15 protein-coding genes, 1 tRNA gene and 1 pseudogene are annotated in these 18,797 nt (G+C 72.1%); 5 read left to right on the forward strand and 12 right to left on the reverse strand.

Features of this window, described 5'->3' with window-relative positions:
* The first annotated feature begins 165 nt into the window (after positions 1 to 165).
* Positions 166 to 2,385, forward strand: coding sequence for an NADP-dependent isocitrate dehydrogenase (locus HDC93_RS00700; RefSeq protein WP_185006119.1), 2,220 nt, complete (start codon positions 166 to 168; stop codon positions 2,383 to 2,385).
* Between the two features lie 88 nt (positions 2,386 to 2,473).
* Here HDC93_RS00700 and HDC93_RS37995 read toward each other — a convergent pair.
* Positions 2,474 to 2,816 (reverse strand): annotated as a pseudogene (locus HDC93_RS37995) (DUF5713 family protein).
* Positions 2,817 to 2,897: 81 nt separating this feature from the next.
* On the opposite strand from HDC93_RS37995, the gene HDC93_RS00710 reads away from it, so the two are divergent.
* Entirely contained in the window at positions 2,898 to 3,686 is a 789-nt protein-coding gene (locus tag HDC93_RS00710; RefSeq protein ID WP_185006121.1) for an N-formylglutamate amidohydrolase, read from the forward strand.
* Between the two features lie 98 nt (positions 3,687 to 3,784).
* On the opposite strand, the gene HDC93_RS00715 is transcribed toward HDC93_RS00710, so the two are convergent.
* The 3 genes from HDC93_RS00715 to HDC93_RS00725 form a co-directional block, all read right to left on the reverse strand.
* A complete protein-coding gene (locus tag HDC93_RS00715; RefSeq protein WP_398983596.1) occupies positions 3,785 to 4,315 on the reverse strand; it encodes a hypothetical protein in 531 nt (176 codons plus the stop codon).
* A 41-nt stretch (positions 4,316 to 4,356) separates the two neighbouring features.
* On the reverse strand, positions 4,357 to 4,932 hold the full coding sequence (locus tag HDC93_RS00720) for a sigma-70 family RNA polymerase sigma factor (protein ID WP_311774455.1): 576 nt from the start codon (positions 4,930 to 4,932) through the stop codon (positions 4,357 to 4,359).
* Between the two features lie 62 nt (positions 4,933 to 4,994).
* Positions 4,995 to 6,425, reverse strand: a complete 1,431-nt coding sequence (locus HDC93_RS00725) for a S8/S53 family peptidase (RefSeq protein ID WP_185006124.1) — start codon at positions 6,423 to 6,425, stop codon at positions 4,995 to 4,997.
* A gap of 170 nt (positions 6,426 to 6,595) precedes the next feature.
* Here HDC93_RS00725 and HDC93_RS00730 point away from each other — a divergent pair, with 170 nt between their 5' ends.
* Positions 6,596 to 9,163 (forward strand): CHAT domain-containing protein, encoded by a 2,568-nt coding sequence (locus HDC93_RS00730; RefSeq protein ID WP_185006899.1) that lies wholly within the window; start codon positions 6,596 to 6,598, stop codon positions 9,161 to 9,163.
* A 244-nt stretch (positions 9,164 to 9,407) separates the two neighbouring features.
* On the opposite strand, the gene HDC93_RS00735 is transcribed toward HDC93_RS00730, so the two are convergent.
* The gene (locus HDC93_RS00735; protein ID WP_185006126.1) at positions 9,408 to 11,135 is read right to left on the reverse strand and encodes a LuxR family transcriptional regulator; all 1,728 of its coding nucleotides are present in this window, start codon (positions 11,133 to 11,135) and stop codon (positions 9,408 to 9,410) included.
* Positions 11,136 to 11,234: 99 nt separating this feature from the next.
* Here HDC93_RS00735 and HDC93_RS00740 point away from each other — a divergent pair, with 99 nt between their 5' ends.
* Positions 11,235 to 12,320, forward strand: a complete 1,086-nt coding sequence (locus HDC93_RS00740; RefSeq protein WP_185006128.1) for a M12 family metallopeptidase — start codon at positions 11,235 to 11,237, stop codon at positions 12,318 to 12,320.
* 364 nt (positions 12,321 to 12,684) lie between these two features.
* Positions 12,685 to 13,038 (forward strand): hypothetical protein, encoded by a 354-nt coding sequence (locus HDC93_RS00745; protein ID WP_185006130.1) that lies wholly within the window; start codon positions 12,685 to 12,687, stop codon positions 13,036 to 13,038.
* Positions 13,039 to 13,278: 240 nt separating this feature from the next.
* On the opposite strand, the gene HDC93_RS39555 is transcribed toward HDC93_RS00745, so the two are convergent.
* The 7 genes from HDC93_RS39555 to HDC93_RS00775 all read right to left on the reverse strand — a co-directional run bounded on the left by HDC93_RS39555 (position 13,279) and on the right by HDC93_RS00775 (position 18,705).
* Positions 13,279 to 13,356, reverse strand: coding sequence for a 50S ribosomal protein bL37 (locus tag HDC93_RS39555; protein WP_370443954.1), 78 nt, complete (start codon positions 13,354 to 13,356; stop codon positions 13,279 to 13,281).
* Between the two features lie 161 nt (positions 13,357 to 13,517).
* Positions 13,518 to 14,705, reverse strand: coding sequence for an ABC transporter ATP-binding protein (locus tag HDC93_RS00750; protein ID WP_185006132.1), 1,188 nt, complete (start codon positions 14,703 to 14,705; stop codon positions 13,518 to 13,520).
* Positions 14,706 to 14,731: 26 nt separating this feature from the next.
* Complete coding sequence (locus tag HDC93_RS00755) at positions 14,732 to 15,565, reverse strand: carbohydrate ABC transporter permease (RefSeq protein ID WP_142156932.1); 834 nt, start codon at positions 15,563 to 15,565, stop codon at positions 14,732 to 14,734.
* Positions 15,565 to 16,524: a carbohydrate ABC transporter permease gene (locus HDC93_RS00760; RefSeq protein WP_260419341.1), complete on the reverse strand. Its 960-nt coding sequence runs from the start codon at positions 16,522 to 16,524 to the stop codon at positions 15,565 to 15,567. The genes HDC93_RS00755 and HDC93_RS00760 overlap by 1 nt, the downstream gene beginning before the upstream one ends.
* 70 nt (positions 16,525 to 16,594) lie before the next feature.
* Positions 16,595 to 17,875: an ABC transporter substrate-binding protein gene (locus HDC93_RS00765; RefSeq protein ID WP_311774456.1), complete on the reverse strand. Its 1,281-nt coding sequence runs from the start codon at positions 17,873 to 17,875 to the stop codon at positions 16,595 to 16,597.
* Between the two features lie 491 nt (positions 17,876 to 18,366).
* Positions 18,367 to 18,440, reverse strand: a tRNA-Pro gene (locus HDC93_RS00770).
* 43 nt (positions 18,441 to 18,483) lie between these two features.
* Positions 18,484 to 18,705, reverse strand: coding sequence for a hypothetical protein (locus HDC93_RS00775; RefSeq protein WP_185006134.1), 222 nt, complete (start codon positions 18,703 to 18,705; stop codon positions 18,484 to 18,486).
* Positions 18,706 to 18,797 lie beyond the last annotated feature (92 nt).

Genomic DNA, 18,797 nt, shown 5'->3' on the forward strand with positions numbered 1-18,797 from the left:
CGGGTGGTCAGGTCCGGCCGTGGCTTGGAGTGAGTGATCTCTCTCCCAGACACGGGAGCGGGGCGATCGGTTGCACGAAACTGGTCGCGGACCCCTGTCGAGACGAGGTCGATCACGAGATATCTTGATGTCGAGCAATGTTGCAGACGTGGAGCGGAGCACCCGGTGACTGACTCGACCATCATCTATACGCACACTGACGAGGCCCCCGCCCTGGCGACGTATTCCTTCCTGCCGGTGGTCCGGGCGTACGCGTCGCAGGCGGGTGTCGCCGTGGACACCCGCGACATCTCGCTGGCCGGACGCATCATCGCCGTGTTCCCGGAGTACCTGACCGAGGACCAGCGCATCCCGGACGCCCTCACGGAGCTCGGTGAGCTCGCCAAGACGCCCGCCGCCAACATCATCAAGCTGCCGAACATCTCGGCGTCCATCCCGCAGCTCAAGGCCGCCGTCGCCGAGCTGCAGGGCCAGGGCTACGCGCTGCCGGACTACCCGGACGACCCGAAGACCGACGAGGAGCGCGAGATCCGCGCCCGCTACGACAAGGTCAAGGGCTCCGCGGTGAACCCGGTCCTGCGTGAGGGCAACTCCGACCGGCGCGCCCCCGCCTCGGTCAAGAACTACGCCAAGTCCCACCCGCACCGCATGGGCGCCTGGACCGCCGAGTCAAAGACCAACGTGGCGACCATGGGGCAGAACGACTTCCGCTCCACCGAGAAGTCCGTCGTGATCGCCGAGGACGGCGCGCTGCGCATCGAGCTGGTCGGCGACGACGGCACCACCACGGTGCTGCGCGAGTCGGTACCCGTGCTCGCCGGCGAGGTCGTCGACGCCTCCGTGATGCGCGTCGCCGCGCTGCGCGAGTTCCTGACCGCGCAGGTCGCCAAGGCCAAGGCCGAGGGCGTGCTGTTCTCGGTGCACCTGAAGGCGACGATGATGAAGGTCTCCGACCCGATCGTCTTCGGCCACGTGGTGCGCGCCTTCTTCCCGAAGACGTTCGCGAGTTACGGCGACAAGCTCGCCGCGGCCGGCCTGACCCCGAACGACGGTCTGGGCGGCATCTGGAAGGGCCTGGACGCCCTGCCGGAGGGCGCCGAGATCAAGGCCTCCTTCGACGCCGAGCTCGCCGAGGGCCCGGAGCTGGCCATGGTCGACTCCGACAAGGGCATCACGAACCTGCACGTCCCCTCGGACGTCATCGTGGACGCCTCCATGCCCGCCATGATCCGCACCTCCGGCCACATGTGGGGCCCGGACGGCCAGGAGCACGACACCCTCGCGGTCCTGCCGGACTCCTCCTACGCGGGCGTCTACCAGGCCGTGATCGAGGACTGCCGGGCCAACGGCGCCTTCGACCCGTCGACCATGGGCACGGTGCCGAACGTCGGCCTCATGGCGCAGAAGGCCGAGGAGTACGGCAGCCACGACAAGACCTTCGAGGTCCCCACCACGGGCACCGTCCGCCTGGTCGACGGCAACGGCACGGCGCTCATCGAGCAGACCGTCTCGGCCGGCGACATCTTCCGCGCCTGCCAGACCAAGGACGCGCCGATCAAGGACTGGGTGAAGCTGGCCGTCACCCGCGCCCGCGCCACCGGCGACCCGGCGGTGTTCTGGCTGGACGAGACCCGCGCGCACGACGCCAACCTGATCGCGAAGGTCAACACCTACCTCGCCGACCACGACACCGAGGGCCTGGACATCCGGATCCTCAACCCGGTCGAGGCCACGAAGCTGTCGGTGGAGCGCATCCGCCGCGGCGAGAACACGATCTCGGTCACGGGCAACGTGCTGCGCGACTACCTGACCGACCTGTTCCCGATCCTGGAGCTGGGCACCAGCGCCAAGATGCTGTCGGTCGTCCCGCTGATGGCGGGCGGCGGCCTGTTCGAGACGGGTGCGGGCGGCTCGGCGCCGAAGCACGTGCAGCAGCTGGTCAAGGAGAACTACCTGCGCTGGGACTCCCTGGGTGAGTTCTTCGCCCTGGTGCCGTCCTTCGAGCAGCTCGCGAAGGTGGCGGGCAACGCCCGCGCCCAGGTCCTGGCCGACACTCTCGACCGCGCCACGGCGACCTTCCTCGAGGAGGACAAGTCCCCGACCCGTCGCGTCGGCGGCATCGACAACCGCGGCAGCCACTTCTACCTGTCCCTGTACTGGGCGCAGGAGCTGGCCGGGCAGAGCGACGACGCGAACCTGGCGAAGGCCTTCGCCCCGCTCGCCGAGACGCTCTCCGCGAACGAGCAGAAGATCGTCGACGAGCTGAGCGCCGTGCAGGGCAACCCGGTCGACATCGGCGGCTACTACCAGCCCGACCCGGCGAAGGCCGCGGCGGCCATGCGCCCGTCCACCACGTGGAACGAGGCCCTGGCGTCCCTGAGCTGACGCTCCGGGCCCCTTCGGCCCGCTGTCTCCGCCCCGGCCGGCACCGCGCCCGGCCGGGGCGGAGCCGTGTGCGCCCCTCCCCCGGCCCTCACCACTCCCGCCGTGGCGATCAGCTCCTCCACGTCCGCGTCCGGGAAGCCGTACGCGGACGCGACGAAGGCGAAGTCCTCGGCCATCTCCTCCCGGGCCACCGTCTCGATCTCACCGCCCGCCGCCTTAAACGCGGCCTCCAGGTCGTTGAACTCCTCCGTGGCCGCCTGCGTCAGCACGTACAGCGCGGCGAGACCGGCGGGGCGCTCCCGCTCGATGCGCTCGCACAGGGCGAGCAGGACGGCGCGGCCTCGGTCCACCACGTGGTCCGGGTAGCAGCCGTCGTCGTACAGGCCCCGGAGGAACGGATGGGTGCTCACCCGCTGGTTGCTGATCGGCATGGCGTCCTCGGCCTCGATGGCCGGTCGATGTGGCACCTTGATCCTGCCGGACACCACTGACAACGCCCCTGGAGCCGCCTCGTGACCGACGCCCCGCCGCCCTTCGAGCTGCTGCCCGGCGCCGGGCGGTCCCCGGTGATCCTCCATGTGCCGCACGCCGCGCGGGAGATACCGCGGAGTGTGCGCGCGGGAATCGCGCTCGGCGACGAGGAACTGGCGCGGGAGCTGGACCACATCACGGACGCGCACACGGACCGGATCGCCGAGGTCGCGGCCGGGCTGTCCGGCGTCACACCGTGGCGGTTCGTCAATCGGCTGTCGCGGCTGGTCGTCGACCCGGAGCGGTTCCCGGACGACGTTGAGGAGATGCTCGCCGTCGGGATGGGGGCGGTGTACACGCGGACCACGCACGGCGACGCGCTGCGGTCCGAGGGCGTCGAGGCCGGGCCGCTGGTCGAGCGGTACTTCCTGCCCTACGCGCGGGCGATGACCGAGGCCGTGGCGGACCGGCTGGAAGCCACCGGGCGGGCCGTGATCATCGACGTGCACTCCTACCCGAGCCGGAGGCTGCCCTACGAGCTGCACGGGGAGGGGCCCCGCCCGGCGGTCTGTCTCGGCACCGACTCCTTCCACACGCCTCCCGCGCTGCTGGACGCCGCACGGGAGGCGTTCGGGGAGACGGAGCTCGACACGCCGTTCAGCGGGACCTACGTCCCCCTGGAGTTCTACGGGAAGCGGCCCGAGGTGAGCGCGCTCATGGTGGAGATCCGCCGGGACACCTACATGACCGAGCCGGGCGGCCCCGCCGGGCCCGGGCCGGAACGGCTCGGCGAGGCACTGGCCGAGCTGGTCGACGCCGTGTCCCGCTGAGCCGCCCGGGCGGTGATGGGGCCCCGGCCCGGTGGCTGGGCCCCCGGCCCGAGGAATCAGCCCCCCCGGCGCGGTGACTCCGCCCCCCGGCCCGGTGACTAGGCCCGCAGCCACTCCGTGACCACGACGTCCTCGCCGGTCCGCAACCGCAGGGCGAACGGGCCGGACAGGGGCACGTCGCCGGTGAAGCGGCCCAGGTCGTCGGCCGTGAGCGGGTCGCCGGGGCGCGGTCCGCCGAGGACCTCGATGTGGGCCGGCTGGGGCGGCAGCACCTGCCCCATCAGCCCCCGTGCGGTCACCTCCACGTCGACGGTCACCTCGCCCGCCCGGAAGGTCAGCATCCGGGGCACGTCGTTGACGCCCCGCACCGGGAGGGCGTCGACCAGCGAGTCGAAGGTCAGCTCGGCCACACGCGCGTCCAGGTCGTGCAGCGCGTAGGCGTCGACCGCGATCTGCTGGAGCTCCGCCGGCACCGGGTCGAGGACGGCGGCGGCCTGCCGCAGCTCCTCCTCCAGCAACCCGGCGTCGAACTCCTCGTCGCCCCAGTCCTCTTCGCCCGACAGGCCGTCGTCCTCCCGGCCGTCCCCGTCCCGCGAGGACAGATCCTCGTTCAGGCCGTCGTCGTTCATGTCGTCGTTCATGTCGTTCATGTCTGTGTCGTTCATGTCGCTCACCTCGCCCCCCGCGCCTCGAGCCGGGCCCGCAGGCGCCGCAGACAGCGCTGGCGCAGGGGCCCGATGCTGCCCACCGCGATCCCCAGCGCGGCGGACACGTCCTGGTAGCTGGGCGGCGGCGTGGCCATCAGCACGCGCAGCAACTGCCTGCACCGCTCGCCCAGTTCCTCGAACTCCTGCCACAGCCGCCGTACGCGTTCGCTCTGCGCGGCGGCCTCCTCGGAGTCGAGCAGCGACTGTTCGGGCGTGCCGTCCTCGCTGACCCGGTCCAGCAGCCGCGGATCGTCCGTCAGGGCCAGCCGCTGGGAGTTCCTGATGACCTTGAGGCACTCGTGGCGGGCGGTGCTCGCCAGCCACGCACCCGCCTTGCCGGGCTCGCGGATCCGCCCGAGGTGCTGGGCGAAGCGGAACCAGGCCGTCTGGTACACCTCGTGGGCGTCGGCGTCGGAGAGCCGGTGGGCCCGGACGACGGACCACACCAGCGGGCTCAGCCCATCCACGAGCGCCTTCCAGGCCCCCGCGTCACCGTCGGCGGCCGCCTGGACGAGCGCGCCGGCATCAGTACGGTCCACGGCAGCCCCACCCCTCGAATACGGCACGCCATGGTACGCCGTGGAGGGGGCGGCTCCGGTCCTCACAGCCCGGGGCCGAGGCGCACGACCGGGACCGGGCGCCAGGTGGGCGGACGCAGTGCCGGGACGTGTGCGCCGCGCACTTCCGCGAACTCCGCTTTGGCGGCGATCAGTTGTCGCCGGGCCGTGCGTGGGTCGGTCTCCTTGTGGGCCGTCATGTGGGCGGCGACCAGGCCTGCGGTCACGGGGGTCGCGAAGGAGGTGCCGCTCCACTGGGCGTACCCCTCGAACATCACCTGGTCCGGCTTGGCGGCGTTGCCCTCGTCGCTCAGCACGCCGCTGTGGCGGGGGTGCTGGCAGGTGCAGCCGTAGGAGAAGCCGTAGCGGCAGGCGTCGTACGTGGAGTGCTGGTACACGTACGGGACGGGCGAGTCGAAGCCGGTGAGGGCGCTGGTCAGGCGCTCTCCGGGGGCGTAGACCTTCACCCAGGGGCCGTGGTTGGTGAAGCAGGCACCGAACTCGCCGTCGCTGCGCAGGGCGCCGACGGACAGCACGGAGTCCTCCCAGCCGGGCAGATCAGCGTAGGCGGCGGGCCAGAAGGGCGCCGCGCTGGCGTTGTTGCCTGCGGCGGCGACCAGCAGGGTGCGCTGCTCGCGCAGTTCCCGCATGAAGTTCTCGACGCCGAGCAGACCGTCGGTGCGGCCGTTGGAGGTGCCGGCGGAGAGGCTGAGGACATCGGGCCAGCCGCCGGCGTCGACGGCCTCGAAGAGTTTCTCGCCGAACTCCGACTCCAGGATGGCTCCGGCGTCGTTGAGGGTGCCGCGGACGGTGATGTCGGTGTTGGGCGCGACGGCGGCGACGAGCCCGGCGATGAACGTGCCGTGGCCCACGTACTGCTGGAGGACACCCTGGTCGTCGCACTCGCGCACCTGGGCGTCGCCGCCGGCGTGGGCCAGCAGGCCGCAGGAGCGGTAGTCGTGCATGAGGCCGGTGTCGACGACGAGGACGCCGACGGCCGTGTCCGGGTCGTGGGGCGTGCCGGCGGCGGCCGGGTTGGGCGGCTCGCTGAGCGGGGCGGGGACCGGTTCGTCGCCGGGGCAGGCGTTGACCGCGATGTGCACCACGTGGTTCCGGGCGACCATCCTCCGCCCGGCCCGGGACTCCTGTTCCCGTACGGAGCGCAGGGCGTGGGCGACCGCCCGGTCGGCGTCCCGGGCGCCCTCGCCGGGGTCGCCGACACGGATGCGGGTGATGCCGCTGCGGTTGGTCTGCGGGCCCGCCCGGCGGATCTGCTCCTGATCGAGGTCGGGTGCGGCCGTGAAGTGCGCCCGTACCGTGTCCTCCACGATCCGGGCCTCCTCGCCGTCGCGGACGAGGACCACACCCTTCTCGTACATGAACTCCGCCGAGTCGTCCGGGCCCGTCGCCAGAGGGACGTCCGGCATCGAGCGCTGGATCTGGTCGAACTGCTCGTGGAATCGCTGAGGTGCCATGGCGGGTCCTCCCGTTGGTGCGACGGCGTCGACCGGTTCCGCTGAGCGGTCGTCAACATGAGTCGCCTCGCCGCCCCTTGATACAGCTCGACACCTGTGTGGTGCGCTCCGGGACCACTACCATCCGAGGAGTGACAGCGGGAAGCGACTCGGTGACGGAACTGCTGCCGATGGTGTTCGCCGACCCGGGCGAGGCTCTCGCGAGGGCCCGGGCGCTGCTCGACGCCGGCCCCTCCCCGCTGGACGCCTCGGTCGCCCACCAGGTGATCGGCATCTGGCAGCGGGACTTCGGCGATCTGCGGCTCGCGCTGCACCACCTGCGGCGGGCCCGGGAGTGCGCGGCGCGCGCCGACTCGGCGGACCGCGAGGCGGACGTGCTGGCCACGCTGGGCGTGGCGCTGGTGCACGCGGGCCGCACCCGGGAGGGCCTGTCGGCCTTCGAGCGGGGTGTCGCGCGGGGCGCGGGGCACACCAGGGCCCGGGTGCTGTACCGGCGGGCGTACGTCTGGTGGGTGCTCGGTCGTCATCGGGAGGCGCTGGAGGACGTGCGCCGGGCGGTGCCCGTGCTGCGGCAGGCGGACGACGTGATCTGGACGGCGCGGGCCCTGACCCTGCGGGCCACCGTGCATCTGGCGCTGGGGTCGGTGGAGCGGGCGGAGGCTGACTTCACGGCGGCCGAGGCACTGTGGGACACCACCGGCCAGGAGCACGACAAGGCCGACGCGGTGGAGAGCCGGGGTCTGGCCGCGTTCCGGTCGGGGGACGTGCCGGCGGCGCTGCGGCTGCTGGACGAGGCGGAGGAGCGGTACGCCCGGCTCGGCACGCCGACGTTCATGCTGAACATCCGGCGCTGCGAGGTGCTGATGGCGGCCGGTCTCGCCCCGGAGGCGCTGGCCGAGGCGGACGCGGCGATCGGGAAGCTGGACGGGATCGGCGGGCAGTCCACCCGCAAGGCGGAGCTGCTGCTGGCCGCCGCGCGGGCCGCCCGGCCGGCGGGCGACCCGCACACGGCGATCGCCCGGGCGGCCCTCGCGGTACGGCTGTTCGCCGGGCAGCGGCGTACCTGGTGGGAGACGCACGCCCGGTTGGTGCTGATCGAGGCCCGGCACGCGGCCGGGCGCGGCTCGGGGCGGCTGGTCGCCGACGCCGCCGCGGTGGCGGGGAAGCTGGCGTCCTTCGGTTCCCCGGCCGCGCCGGAGGCGTCTCTGCTCGCGGGCCGGATCGCGCTGGACCTGGGCTGGACGGCGGACGCGGAGCGGCACTTGGCCGTGGCCGCGCGCAGCCGGCGCAGTGGTCCGCCCCTGGCGCGGATGACGGGCTGGGCGGCGCAGGCGCTGCGGGCGCAGGCGGCCGGGTCGGCCCGGGGCGTGCTGGAGGCCTGCCGACGGGGCCTGGACGTCCTGGACGACCACCGGATGACGCTGGGCGCCTCGGAGCTTCGGGCCCGCGCCACCGAACAGGGCGCGGAACTGGCGGCCTTGGCGCAGCGGGCCAGTCTGGTCTCCGGCGGGCCGCGGCGGTTGCTGGTGTGGAGCGAGCGCTGGCGTGCGACCGTGCTGTCCACACCGCCGACCCGGCCGCCCGCCGACCCGGAGCTGCTCAGCGGCATGACGGCCTTCCGTGAGATCGCCTCGCGTGCGGAGGCCGCCCGGATGGAGGGCCGTCCGGTTCCGGCGCTGGAGCGTGAACAGCGGCGTCTGGAGCGGGAGATCCGCTCCCGCACGCTGCACATGAGGGGCGACGCGCCCGGGGACGGCGACCGGTTCGACGTCGCCCGGCTGCTGGAGCGGCTGGGCGACGAAGTCCTGCTGGTGGAGCTGGCCGTCCTCGACGGGCGGGTGCAGGTCCTGCTGTGCGGGCGCGGGCGGGTGCGCCGGTTCGAGGCCGGCCTGCTCGCCGAGGCCGAGACCGAGGCCGAGCACGTACAGGCGGGGCTGCGGCGACTGGCCCACCCCGGGGCGGAGGCCCGGCTTCCGGTGGTGGAGGCGGCGGGGCGGCGGCTGGAGGAACTGCTCCTCGGACCGGCGGCGGCGCAGCTGGGCGGGGGTCCGGTGGTGATCGTGCCGCCGGGGCGGCTGCACCGGGTGCCGTGGGCGCTGCTGCCGTCGCTGCGGGAACGGGTGCTCAGCGTGTCACCGTCGGCGGGCAGTTGGTTGCGGGCCCGGGAGACCGCTCCGCCGCCGGAAGGCTGCCATGTGCTGGTGCGCGGCCCGGGTCTGGCTACCGGCGGTGCCGAGGTGCCCGAGCTGGCCGGCCGGTACGGCTGTGCGACGGTCCTGGAGGAGGACGAGGCGCGGGTGCCGCGGGTGCTGGAGGAGCTGGACGGGGCGGCGCTGGCGCACATCGCCGCGCACGGCACGTTCCGCGCGGACAGTCCGCTGTTCTCGTCCCTGCGGATGGCCGACGGGCCGATCGTCGTGCACGACTTCGAGCGGCTGGACCGCAGCCCGTACCGGATCATCCTGTCCTGCTGCGACACCGCCCGCCTCGCCTCCGTCGGCGCCGACGAACTGCTGGGCCTGGTCACGGCGCTGCTGCCGCTCGGCACGGCCGGGGTGGTGGCGTGCAGCGCACCCGTGAACGACGCCGCGGTGGTGCCGCTGATGCTCGCGCTGCACAAGGGCCTCGACGCCGGCCTGTCCCTGGCGGAAGCACTGCGCGACGCCCGGGCCTCCCTGCCGGGCGACGCGCTGCACCAGGCGACGGGCTGGGCGTTCTCGGCGTTCGGTGCGGCCTGACCGGGTCTTGTGCAGGGAGCCGGCCCCGGGCCGACCCGTCGGGGGACCTGCCCGAATCCCCGGCTCGGGGCGGCCTGACCCGAATCCCCTGCTCGGGGCGGCCTGACCCGAATCCCCGGCTCGGGGCGGCCTGACCCGAATCCCCGGCTCGGGGCGGCCTGACCCGGTCCCGCTGTTCACGCCCCACCCCGTATGGCGACCTGACCCGTCCCCTGTTCGGGTCAGGCCGCCGGTCCCGGGCCGGTCAGGCCGGCTGGGCCTCCGGGGTGTGGTCCAGCCACGGCAGGGCGCCGCGGTCGCTCGCGCCGAGTCGGGCGTAGGCGCTGTACAGGTGGTTGCCGACGGTGCGGACGGACAGCGTGAGGCGCTCGGCGATCTGCCGGTTGGTGAGGCCTGTCGCCGCCAGGGTGACGATCTGCCGCTGCCGGGCGGTGAGTTCGCCGAGGACCAGCCCGGACAGTGCGGGTGTGCGGGCGCCCTGGCAGCGTCGGGCCAGGGCGACGGCCCGGGTGCGGGAGTGCCGGGCCGCGCGCGGGTCGCGGTGGACGCCCACGGCCTGGGCGTACGCCTCGGCGGCGAACAGCAGGAAGCCCCGCCGCTCCAGTTCCCCGGCCACCTCGTCCAGGTCCGGGCCGTCGGCCCGGGTGAGGGCGTCGGCGTGCGCGGCGAAGACGCCGCCGAGCCGGTCGATGACCTTCTCGGGGGCGCCGAGGCGCACGGCGTCGTAGGGGTCGGTGAGGGCCTCCAGGTCCGGGACCGGATCGCCCGGGCCGTCCACCGCCACCGAGGCGCGGTCGAGTTCGGCCCGGCAGGACGCGTGACCGGGTTCGCCCCGCAGCCCTTCCCGCGCCCAGGCCGCCGCCTCCCGCACCTCCCCCCGCAACCACGCGAACCGGGCACGCACGGCTGCGTACCCGCCCGGCAGCACCCCGCCCCCGGCGACCAGCCACTCCCCCACCGGCGTGGCCACCGCCCGTACGTCGGCCTGCTCGATCCGGCGGGCCAGGGCGGCCGACTCGGCGTCGAGGGCGGCGGCGTACGCGTCAGCCGTCCGCGCCAGGCGGCGGGCCCGCAGCCGGCCCGCCACGGCACGGAGCACCGGCCCGTACAGAGGGTGGGCGAGCCGGACGGCACCGTGGTCGTCGACCTCGATCAGGCCGTCGGACTCCAGCACTTCGAGGGCGCCGAGGTCCAGGTCGTCCAGACGCGAGGGCAGGGGCTCGGCGAAGGCGAGGCGGTCCAGGGCCTCGCGTTCGAGCGGGCAGGTCCGGCCGAGGACCGGGGCGGTGCGTTCACGGACGGCCGTGGTCAGTGGGACGGGGCCGCGCCAGGCCCGCTCATCGGTGTCCGGGACGGGAGTCAGCAGCCCGCGCACCGCCCCCAGCAGGTCGCGCAGCAGCCGCAGGTCGCCCCGGCTCAGACGGCACAGCCGGTTCGCGGTGAGCGCGTCGAGCGGGCCGGCGCCCGCCGTGAGCAGCCGGCCGGTCTCCTCCTCGGGCAGCGGCTCCAGCACGAGGCGCGGCAGGAGGTCGCCGGTCCACAGCCGGGAGACCGCGCCGGGCACCGGGGTGCCGTCCGTGGCGACGACCAGCAGCCGGGTCCGCCCGTGCACGGCGAGTTGGTGGACGAGTGCGGCGGAGGCGTCGTCGAGCAGGTGCGCGTCGTCCACCAGCAGTGTGCGGACACCGGACAGCAGCCGGACCGCGCGGTGCAACGTGACCGACTCAGGCAGCAGATGGGCGAACGCCGCGAAGGGGATGGTCCGGCTCTCGGGCGTACCGGCCGCCCGCGCGCAGTCGGTGCCGCGGACCGCCTCGGCCAGGAGGCGGGTCTTGCCGCAGCCCGCCGGGCCCGTCACCACGATGCCGCGCCGCGCGCCGGTCGACGACCGCCGGATCATCTCCAGTTCGTCCTCCCGCCCGGCGAACGGCCAGGGCAGCTCCAGCGTCGTCGCGTCCCTCTCGTAAGTCATCACACAGACATGAGCGCGGCTACTCACCTTTGATACAGGGCGACTTGAGTAGCCCCCGACTCAGGCGCCCGGGGCGGGCCGCAGGGCAGGCTGTGGCCCATGACCGCACGCTACTGCTCGCTGGCTCAGGCGCCGGCGCCGGCCTTCGCACCGGGGCCGGCGGCCGAGCGGCTGAGCGCGCTCGCAGGCGGGCGGCGGAAGTGGGTCAACGGCACCGTTCTGCACTACTGGTTCTTCGACGGTGACACCGACGCGTCCGTCATCCCCGTGCCGGGGAGGGGGATGACGCGGCGGGTGTCGTGGGCCGGTGCCGAGGAGCAGCGCGACGTGGTGCGGTCGTGCTTTCGGGAGTGGCGGGAGCTCGGCATCGGGATCGCCTTCACCGAGGTCGACGACCGCTCGGAGGCCGAACTGCGCATCGGGTTCCAGGCCGGCGACGGCTCCTGGTCGTCGGTGGGCCGGGACGCGCTGCTCGCCGGGCGGCAGGAACGCACCATGAACTTCGGCTGGGACCTGACCGCGCCCGGGGAGCGCGCGACGGCCCTGCACCAGATCGGGCACGCGCTCGGCATGCTGCACGAACACCAGAGTCCGTTCGCGGGCATCCACTGGGACGACGAGGCCGTCTACGCCGAACTGGCGGGCCCGCCGCACCACTGGAGCCGGGAGCGGACGCACTACAACATCCTGCGCAAGCTCGGCCCCGACGAGGCCAACGGTCCCTTCTGGGACCCGCAGTCGATCATGGAGTTCCCGTTCGCGCCGGGGCTGATCCTTGAGCCGGAGCAGTATCGCGGGGGTCTCAACCCGCACGGCACCCTGTCGGCCGCCGACAAGGAGTCGGTGCTGCGCTGGTATCCGCCGGCGCATCCGCAGGGCTCGCCCGCGCTGGTGCCGTTCCGCTCGGCGCCGCTCGGACTCGGCCCGGGCGAACAGGCGGACTTCGTGATCGACCCGCCGGAGACCCGCACATACACGCTGGGCACCTTCGGCGACTGCGATGCCGTGGTGGTGCTCTTCGAGGAGCGGGACGGACGGCCCCGTTACGTCGCGGGCCGGGACGACGGGGGAACCGAGCACAACGCCACGATCGGCGCCCGGCTCGTCAAGGGCCGGCGCTATGTCGTCCGCGTACGCCTCTACTCCGCCTGGGGCAGTGGCGAGACGGCGGTGATGTGCTGGTGACGGCACCCGTCCGCCGCGCGGACACCTGAGCCACAGTCCGGCACCGGGGGAGCGGTCGAGGACGTCGCCCATGGGGGTGGGTGACGTCCTCGACCACGCCATGTGCCGGGGGCCACCCGCTCGCGCGCGGGCCGCACGCGGCCCACCGGCGCGTGCGCCGCCATCCGCGCGTTCACGCCGAGGTCCGGCCGGGGGCGGGGGCGCACGCGCGACGGACGCGACGCCGTCCGGGTCCCGGCCAAGAGCGGCGGGGCGGGCGCGGGGCACACCGGCCGGGGGCCGCAGTCCCTCCCCCGGCGTCAGGCAGCCGGCGAGGGCAGACGGGCGAAGTGCCGCCCACGGCCGACGGGCTGCGGTCCTCCGCATGACCGAAGGGTGTACGGCGTCTCCTCACCACGGCGACACGCGGATCTCCCCTGCCCTCGCCGACAGCTCGTCCGCGCTGGAACCCGTCCTGCTCGGCGCCCTGCTGCTTCTCCGCGCCATGGGCCCCCAGCGGTGGGGAACCGTCCGGGTGCCCGGACCGAAGGGCGGCGTGCTGTCGCTCGACGCCTGGGGCGACAAGCACGGGGGCGACACCGAGCAGGTCTGCGACGCCGTCATGGCCGCCGCGGGCGACCCGCCAGGGGCGTCGGCGGACATGGGCGGCTTTGGCGGGCTGGGGGATTCCTCGACGGGGTGTACCTGCTCGCGGCCGTCACCCCGATCGGGCAGATGACGGAACGGATCGCGACGGAGTGGCGCACGCGCGTTCGACAACTGCCGCCGTGACGCACCTGTTCGCGCCGGGCGGTGAGGGGCGCTCCCACGCGCCGTGGCGTCCCGATCCCCGTCCCCTGCTCGGTCTCTTCCACCGGCCGTGCGCACACCCGTGCGTGGCTGACCTCTGCCTGCGAACGCAAACGGGTGGGTGGCATCTGCCACCCACCCGTTTGCGTCGGCGCGCCCGCAAGGCTTCTCAGGACTGCGGACGGCTGCCGTGGTTCGCGCCGTTCTTGCGGCGGGCCTTCTTCTTACGACGTCGCTTCGAGGACATCGGACCTCCTCTTTCCGGCTTTCGGTCACCATCCACCGGATTGCGCGTCCGGTGGCTACAGAGCCACTTTCCAGCCGACGCGACAGCAAACACACACGATGCGGATGCATACGGGTGGCCTACATCACGGTGGTGGCCCGGCTCGGCCACGTGGTGCCTCGTCAGTCCGCCCGCGCCGGATGCGTGAGGTTCGCTCCGGTCGCCGGGTCGAACACGTGGGCCTTGGCCATGTCGACCCGCAGCTCCAGCGGTTCTCCCTCGCGGGCACGCGTGGCGGCGTCCAGGCGGGCCACGAGGTGACTGGTGTCGGCGCCGGTGTCGCGCAGGCCCGAGTCCTTGGCGAGCTCCTCCAGTTCGGTGGTCTGCACGGGCCCGCCTTCCGCGGCGAAGTAGACATACGCGTCGGAGCCAAGGGACTCCAGCACCTCCACGGTGACGGTGAAGACCGGGCCCGTCCGGTCCCGGTCATGTGACAGGGCCACGTCCTCGAATGCCTCCGGCCGCAGCCCGACGATGACCTCGCGGGGCGCGTTCTGGCGTTGAAGCGCCTGCCTCGTACGGTCGTCGAGGAGCAGGTCGCCCAAGGGCGAGCGGAGGGCACCACCCTCCAGAGTGGCGTTCAGGAAGTTCATCGCCGGGGAGCCGATGAAGCCCGCGACGAAGATGTTGCGCGGCAGGTCGTACAGCTCGGCAGGTGTGCCGAGCTGCTGGACCAGGCCCTGTCTCATGACCACGACGCGGTCACCCAGCGTCATCGCCTCGGTCTGGTCGTGGGTGACGTACACGGTGGTCGTGCCGAGGCTCCGCTGCAGCCGGGAGATCTGAGTGCGCATCTGGACCCGGAGTTTGGCGTCCAGGTTGGACAGCGGCTCGTCCATCAGGAACGCCTTGGGATCACGGACGATCGCCCGCCCCATGGCCACCCGCTGGCGCTGACCGCCTGAGAGGTTGGCGGGCTTGCGGTCCAAGTGCTCGGTGAGGTCCAGGATCCGGGCGGCGTCCGTCACCTTGGCGTCGATGGTGTCCTTGTCCACCTTGGCCAGGCGCAGCGGGAAGCCCATGTTCTCCCGGACGCTCATGTGCGGATACAGGGCGTAGCTCTGGAACACCATGGCCACGTCTCGTTCCTTGGGAGCCAGGTCGTTGACGACTCGGTCTCCGATGCGCAGGGTGCCTTCCGTGATGTCCTCGAGTCCGGCGATCATGTTCAGGGTGGTGGACTTGCCGCATCCCGACGGACCGACCAGGATCACGAACTCGCCGTCGGCGATCTCGAGGTCCACGTCCTTCACGGCGAGGGACCCGTCGGGAAAGCGCTTGGTGACTCCCTCAAGGATGATCTCGGCCATGGATGGTGCCTCCTTGCCTTCCCCGTTCAGCCCTTGACTGCCCCGGAGGTCAGTCCGGCGACGATCCGCCGCTGGAAGAGCAGGACGAAAACGATGATCGGGATGGTGATGACGACAGCGGCGGCGGCGATCGACCCCGTGGGCTGCTGGAACTGGGAACTCCCGGTGAAGAACGCGATCGCGGCGGGAACGGTGCGCGCGGACTCGGTGGACGTCAGCGAGATCGCGAACAGGAAGTCGTTCCAGCAGAAGATGAACACGAGAATGGCCGTGGTGAACACGCCCGGCGCGGCCAGCGGCGCGATGACCAGCCGAAAGGCCTGCGCGGGCGTCGCCCCGTCGACCTTGGCGGCCTTCTCCAGATCCCAGGGGATCTCCCGGAAGAACGCCGACAGGGTGTAGATCGCCAGCGGCAGGGAGAAGGTCATGTACGGGATGATCAGCCCGATCCAGGTGTCGAAGATCCCGATGATCCGCTCGATGTTGAACAGCGGTGACACCAGGGAGATCGGCGGGAACATGGCGATCAGCAGGGACATGCCGATGAGTACCCGCTTGCCGGGGAACCGCAGCCGGGCCACCGCGTAGGCGGCCATGGTGCCCAGTGCCACCGCGATCACCGTGGCGATCAGGGCGATGCCGATCGAGTTGATCAGCGCGCGGGTGAACTCGGCGGTCTCGAAGATGCCCCGGTAGTTCTCCCAGGTCCAGTCCCTGGGGATGTAGTCACCGTCCGTCAGCGTGCCGGGGTCCTTGAACGACAGCGCGGCGATCCACCACACCGGGAACAGGGCGTACAGCACCACCACCACGTTCAGCACGCCCCATCGGGCGGCATGTGTCTTTCCCACGGCGGCCATCAGCGCTTCACCTCCGCGCCGGGTGCGGCGGCGCCGAACAGTTTGACGAAGGTGAAGGCGATGATCCCGACGCAGATGAAGATCAGGACCGAGATCGCCGACCCGATGCCCAGGTTCAGCGCGGTGAACAGGTTGTCGTACCCGAGGATCGACAGCGAGCCGGTCCCCTGGGCGCCCGCGGTCAGGACGTAGATGTTGTCGAAGATCCGGAACGCGTCCAGTGTACGGAAGAGCAGGGCCACCAGGATGGCCGGCTTCATCAGCGGCAGCATGATCTTGGTGAAGCGCTGCCAGGCGGTGGCACCGTCCACCATGGCCGCCTTCAGGGTCTCCTCGGGGACCAGTGCGAGGCCCGCGAGCAGCAGCAGGGCCATGAACGGCGTCGTCTTCCACACCTCGGCGAGGATGATCAGCCAGAGTGCGGGCCACTGCTCGGTCAGCGGAGCCTCTCCGCTGGGCAGCAACTCGGCGAGGTATCCGAGGTCCGGTGTCCAGGCGTACTGCCAGGAGAAGGCGGCGACCACGGTGACGATCCCATAGGGGACGAGGACCGAGGTGCGGATGGCGCCGCGCCAGAAGATCGTGCGATGCATCACCAGGGCGAGGCCCATCCCGAGGACCAGTTCGATCGCCACGGACACCGCGGTGATGAACAGCGTCACCCAGAACGCGTCCCACCAGAACGGAGAGGACAGCACGGCTCCGTAGTTGCTCAGGCCCACGAACTCCGCCTGTCCGGGAAAGCGCAGGTCGTACCGCTGGAGGGACAGGTAGACGGCGTATCCGATGGGGTAGGCGGTCACGGCGATCATGACGACGACGGCGGGCGCGCAAAGCAGCCAGCCGAGCCTCCGCTCCTGCCGGGCGCCCGCCGACAGCGCCGCCTGCTCCGGCCCCTTCTGCTCCGTCTGGGCTTCGGGGGGCGGTGGGGTTCCGGCGGGCTGCGCCCGCGTGCTCATCTCGGGCCGCCCGTGGACGAGGCCCGCGCGCTGCTGCGCCGGGCGACGACGTGGTGCGCGAGGTGGTGGTTCACGGGATCACACCCTCGGATCGCAGGGCATTGTCGATCTGCTCCCTGATGGTGTTGACGGAGCTCTCCGGTTTGATCCCGGACGGCGGAGACAGCGTGTGGGAGACCGCGATCGAGACGTTCTGGTAGACCGGAGTGATCGGGCGGACACTCGCCGACTCCAGCGCGGCCAGCACCTCCGCGGAGAAGGGGTACGCCTTCATGAACGCGGGCTCGTCGTACAGGGCGCGCAGGGTGGGCGGCAGGCCGCCCTCGAGCGCGGCGGTGAGCTGGTTCTCCCTGTTGCGCAGGCACAGTGCCGCCTCGAAGGCCAGGTCCGGGTGGCGCGAGTAGGCGCTCACCGCCAGGTCGATGCCGCCGATGGTGGGCCGTGCCGGGCGGTTCGCGTCGACCCGGGGGTACGGCGCCCAGCGGAAGTTCTTGAACAGCTCGGGGTTGTTCGCCTTCATCGACGGATAGACGAACGGGTAGTTGAGCTCGAACGCCGCCACCCCCGACTCCATGGCGAGGCGGTTCTGGTCCTCCATCTGGTTGGGCAGGGAGGGGTCCGCGGCCGGGGACGTCGCCAGCTGCCGCATGATCCCCGCAGCCCGCACAGCGGGAGGACCGAGGGAAGGCTCGGTCGCGCTCGCGTTGAGGATGGAGCCCCCCGCACTGTTGATCAGGGTGTTGAACCAGGCGGTCAGTCCCTCGTACTGGGCGCCCTGGATCTCGACGAAGTGCGGTTTGCCCTGCCGGGCGAGGGCGCCGGCCATGTCCAGCATCTCGGCCCAGGTCCTGGGCGGCGTGGGCACCAGGTCCTTGCGGTACCACAGGAGCTGGGTGTTGGTGTTGTACGGGACGGCGTACAGCTTGCCCTTCCAGGTCGAGGTCTGCAGCGGTACGCGCAGAGTGCCCTCGACGGCCTGCCGCTTCACCGCTCCTGTCCATTCCCGGATCCAGCGCGCCTCGGCGAACTCCGCCGCCCAGGTGACGTCCAGGCCCAGGATGTCGAGCGAGTCGTCCTCGGCCGCGAGCCTGCGGACCATCTGCTGACGCTGACCGTCGGCGGCACGCGGGAGCTTGTTGTAACTGATCCTGTAGCGGCCGCCCGACGCCTGGCTGCACCGGTCGGCGGCTTTCTGGAGCGCACCGGAGTCGTCGGGGAAGTTGTACCAGTTGAGGGTGGGCCTGCCGGAGCCTTCGTCACTGCCACAGGCGGCGAGCGCCGACGCCAGCAACGGCAGTACGGCGAACGCCCGCAGCCATCGCGTCCCTCTGGGATGTCCCCTCGCGTGCACGCGCTCCACACCTCGATTCCGGACGGTGGCACGGGCTCGGGCCTCGCAGTGCTTACCTCCCGGTGAACATTAGGGATCACCCAACGCGACATCAAGGACATATGATACGAAACCACTCATTAGCCGGATCGGAGGCAGACACGGCGCCGGCAAAGCCCCACGCCCCGAGGACCTCGGGCGGCCCCGCACGAAGCCCGACAGCGTCGCGGCCGACGGGGGATACGGCAATGGAACCTCCTGTCAGATCCGGGCCTCACGCGGGCCGACTCCGCGATCGACGCACCGGATCGTCACTCCTGCCGGCCATGAGGATGTTCCGCCTGCACCACCAGCGGACGAAGGACCTTCAGCGGGCCGCACGGCGCACCGTGACCGGGTCAAGGTGCGCCCCGGCTCAGTCACGTGCGTCGGGCCCCAACCGGCCCCGAGAATGATCAAGGGGCCGTCTCAGATCTCCTCTGAAACGGCCCCTGAAATGCGACTTCGAAAAGTCGGGACGACAGGATTTGAACCTGCGACCCCTTGACCCCCAGTCAAGTGCGCTACCAAGCTGCGCCACGTCCCGATGCGCATCGCGCGGGTGAACCGCGTGATCACGCAGGTCAACCCTACCGCATGGGGAGCCGTCCCCCGGCCCGTACCGACGGCCGTTCCGGGCGCCGGGTCCAGCCGGCGAGACCCACCGCCGAGACGGCGACGGCGAGGACGGCCCACCAGGGGAGGTCCGCCTTGGTCGCGTGGCCGGCGCAGGCCGCCACCGCCAGGAGCGCCGTGACGGCACCTCCGGGCAGTCCGGTCCGCCGGGCGGGTCGTCGCCCCGTCTCGTCCACGTCCTGCTCCCCTTCACCCACGCAGTCGCATGCCTTCGGGCATCTCAACTCCCCGGCATATGCCGCAAACAATACGCCAATCGGCGAGAACT

The organism is Streptomyces sp. AK010 (assembly GCF_014207295.1).
Lineage (GTDB): Bacteria > Actinomycetota > Actinomycetes > Streptomycetales > Streptomycetaceae > Streptomyces > Streptomyces massasporeus.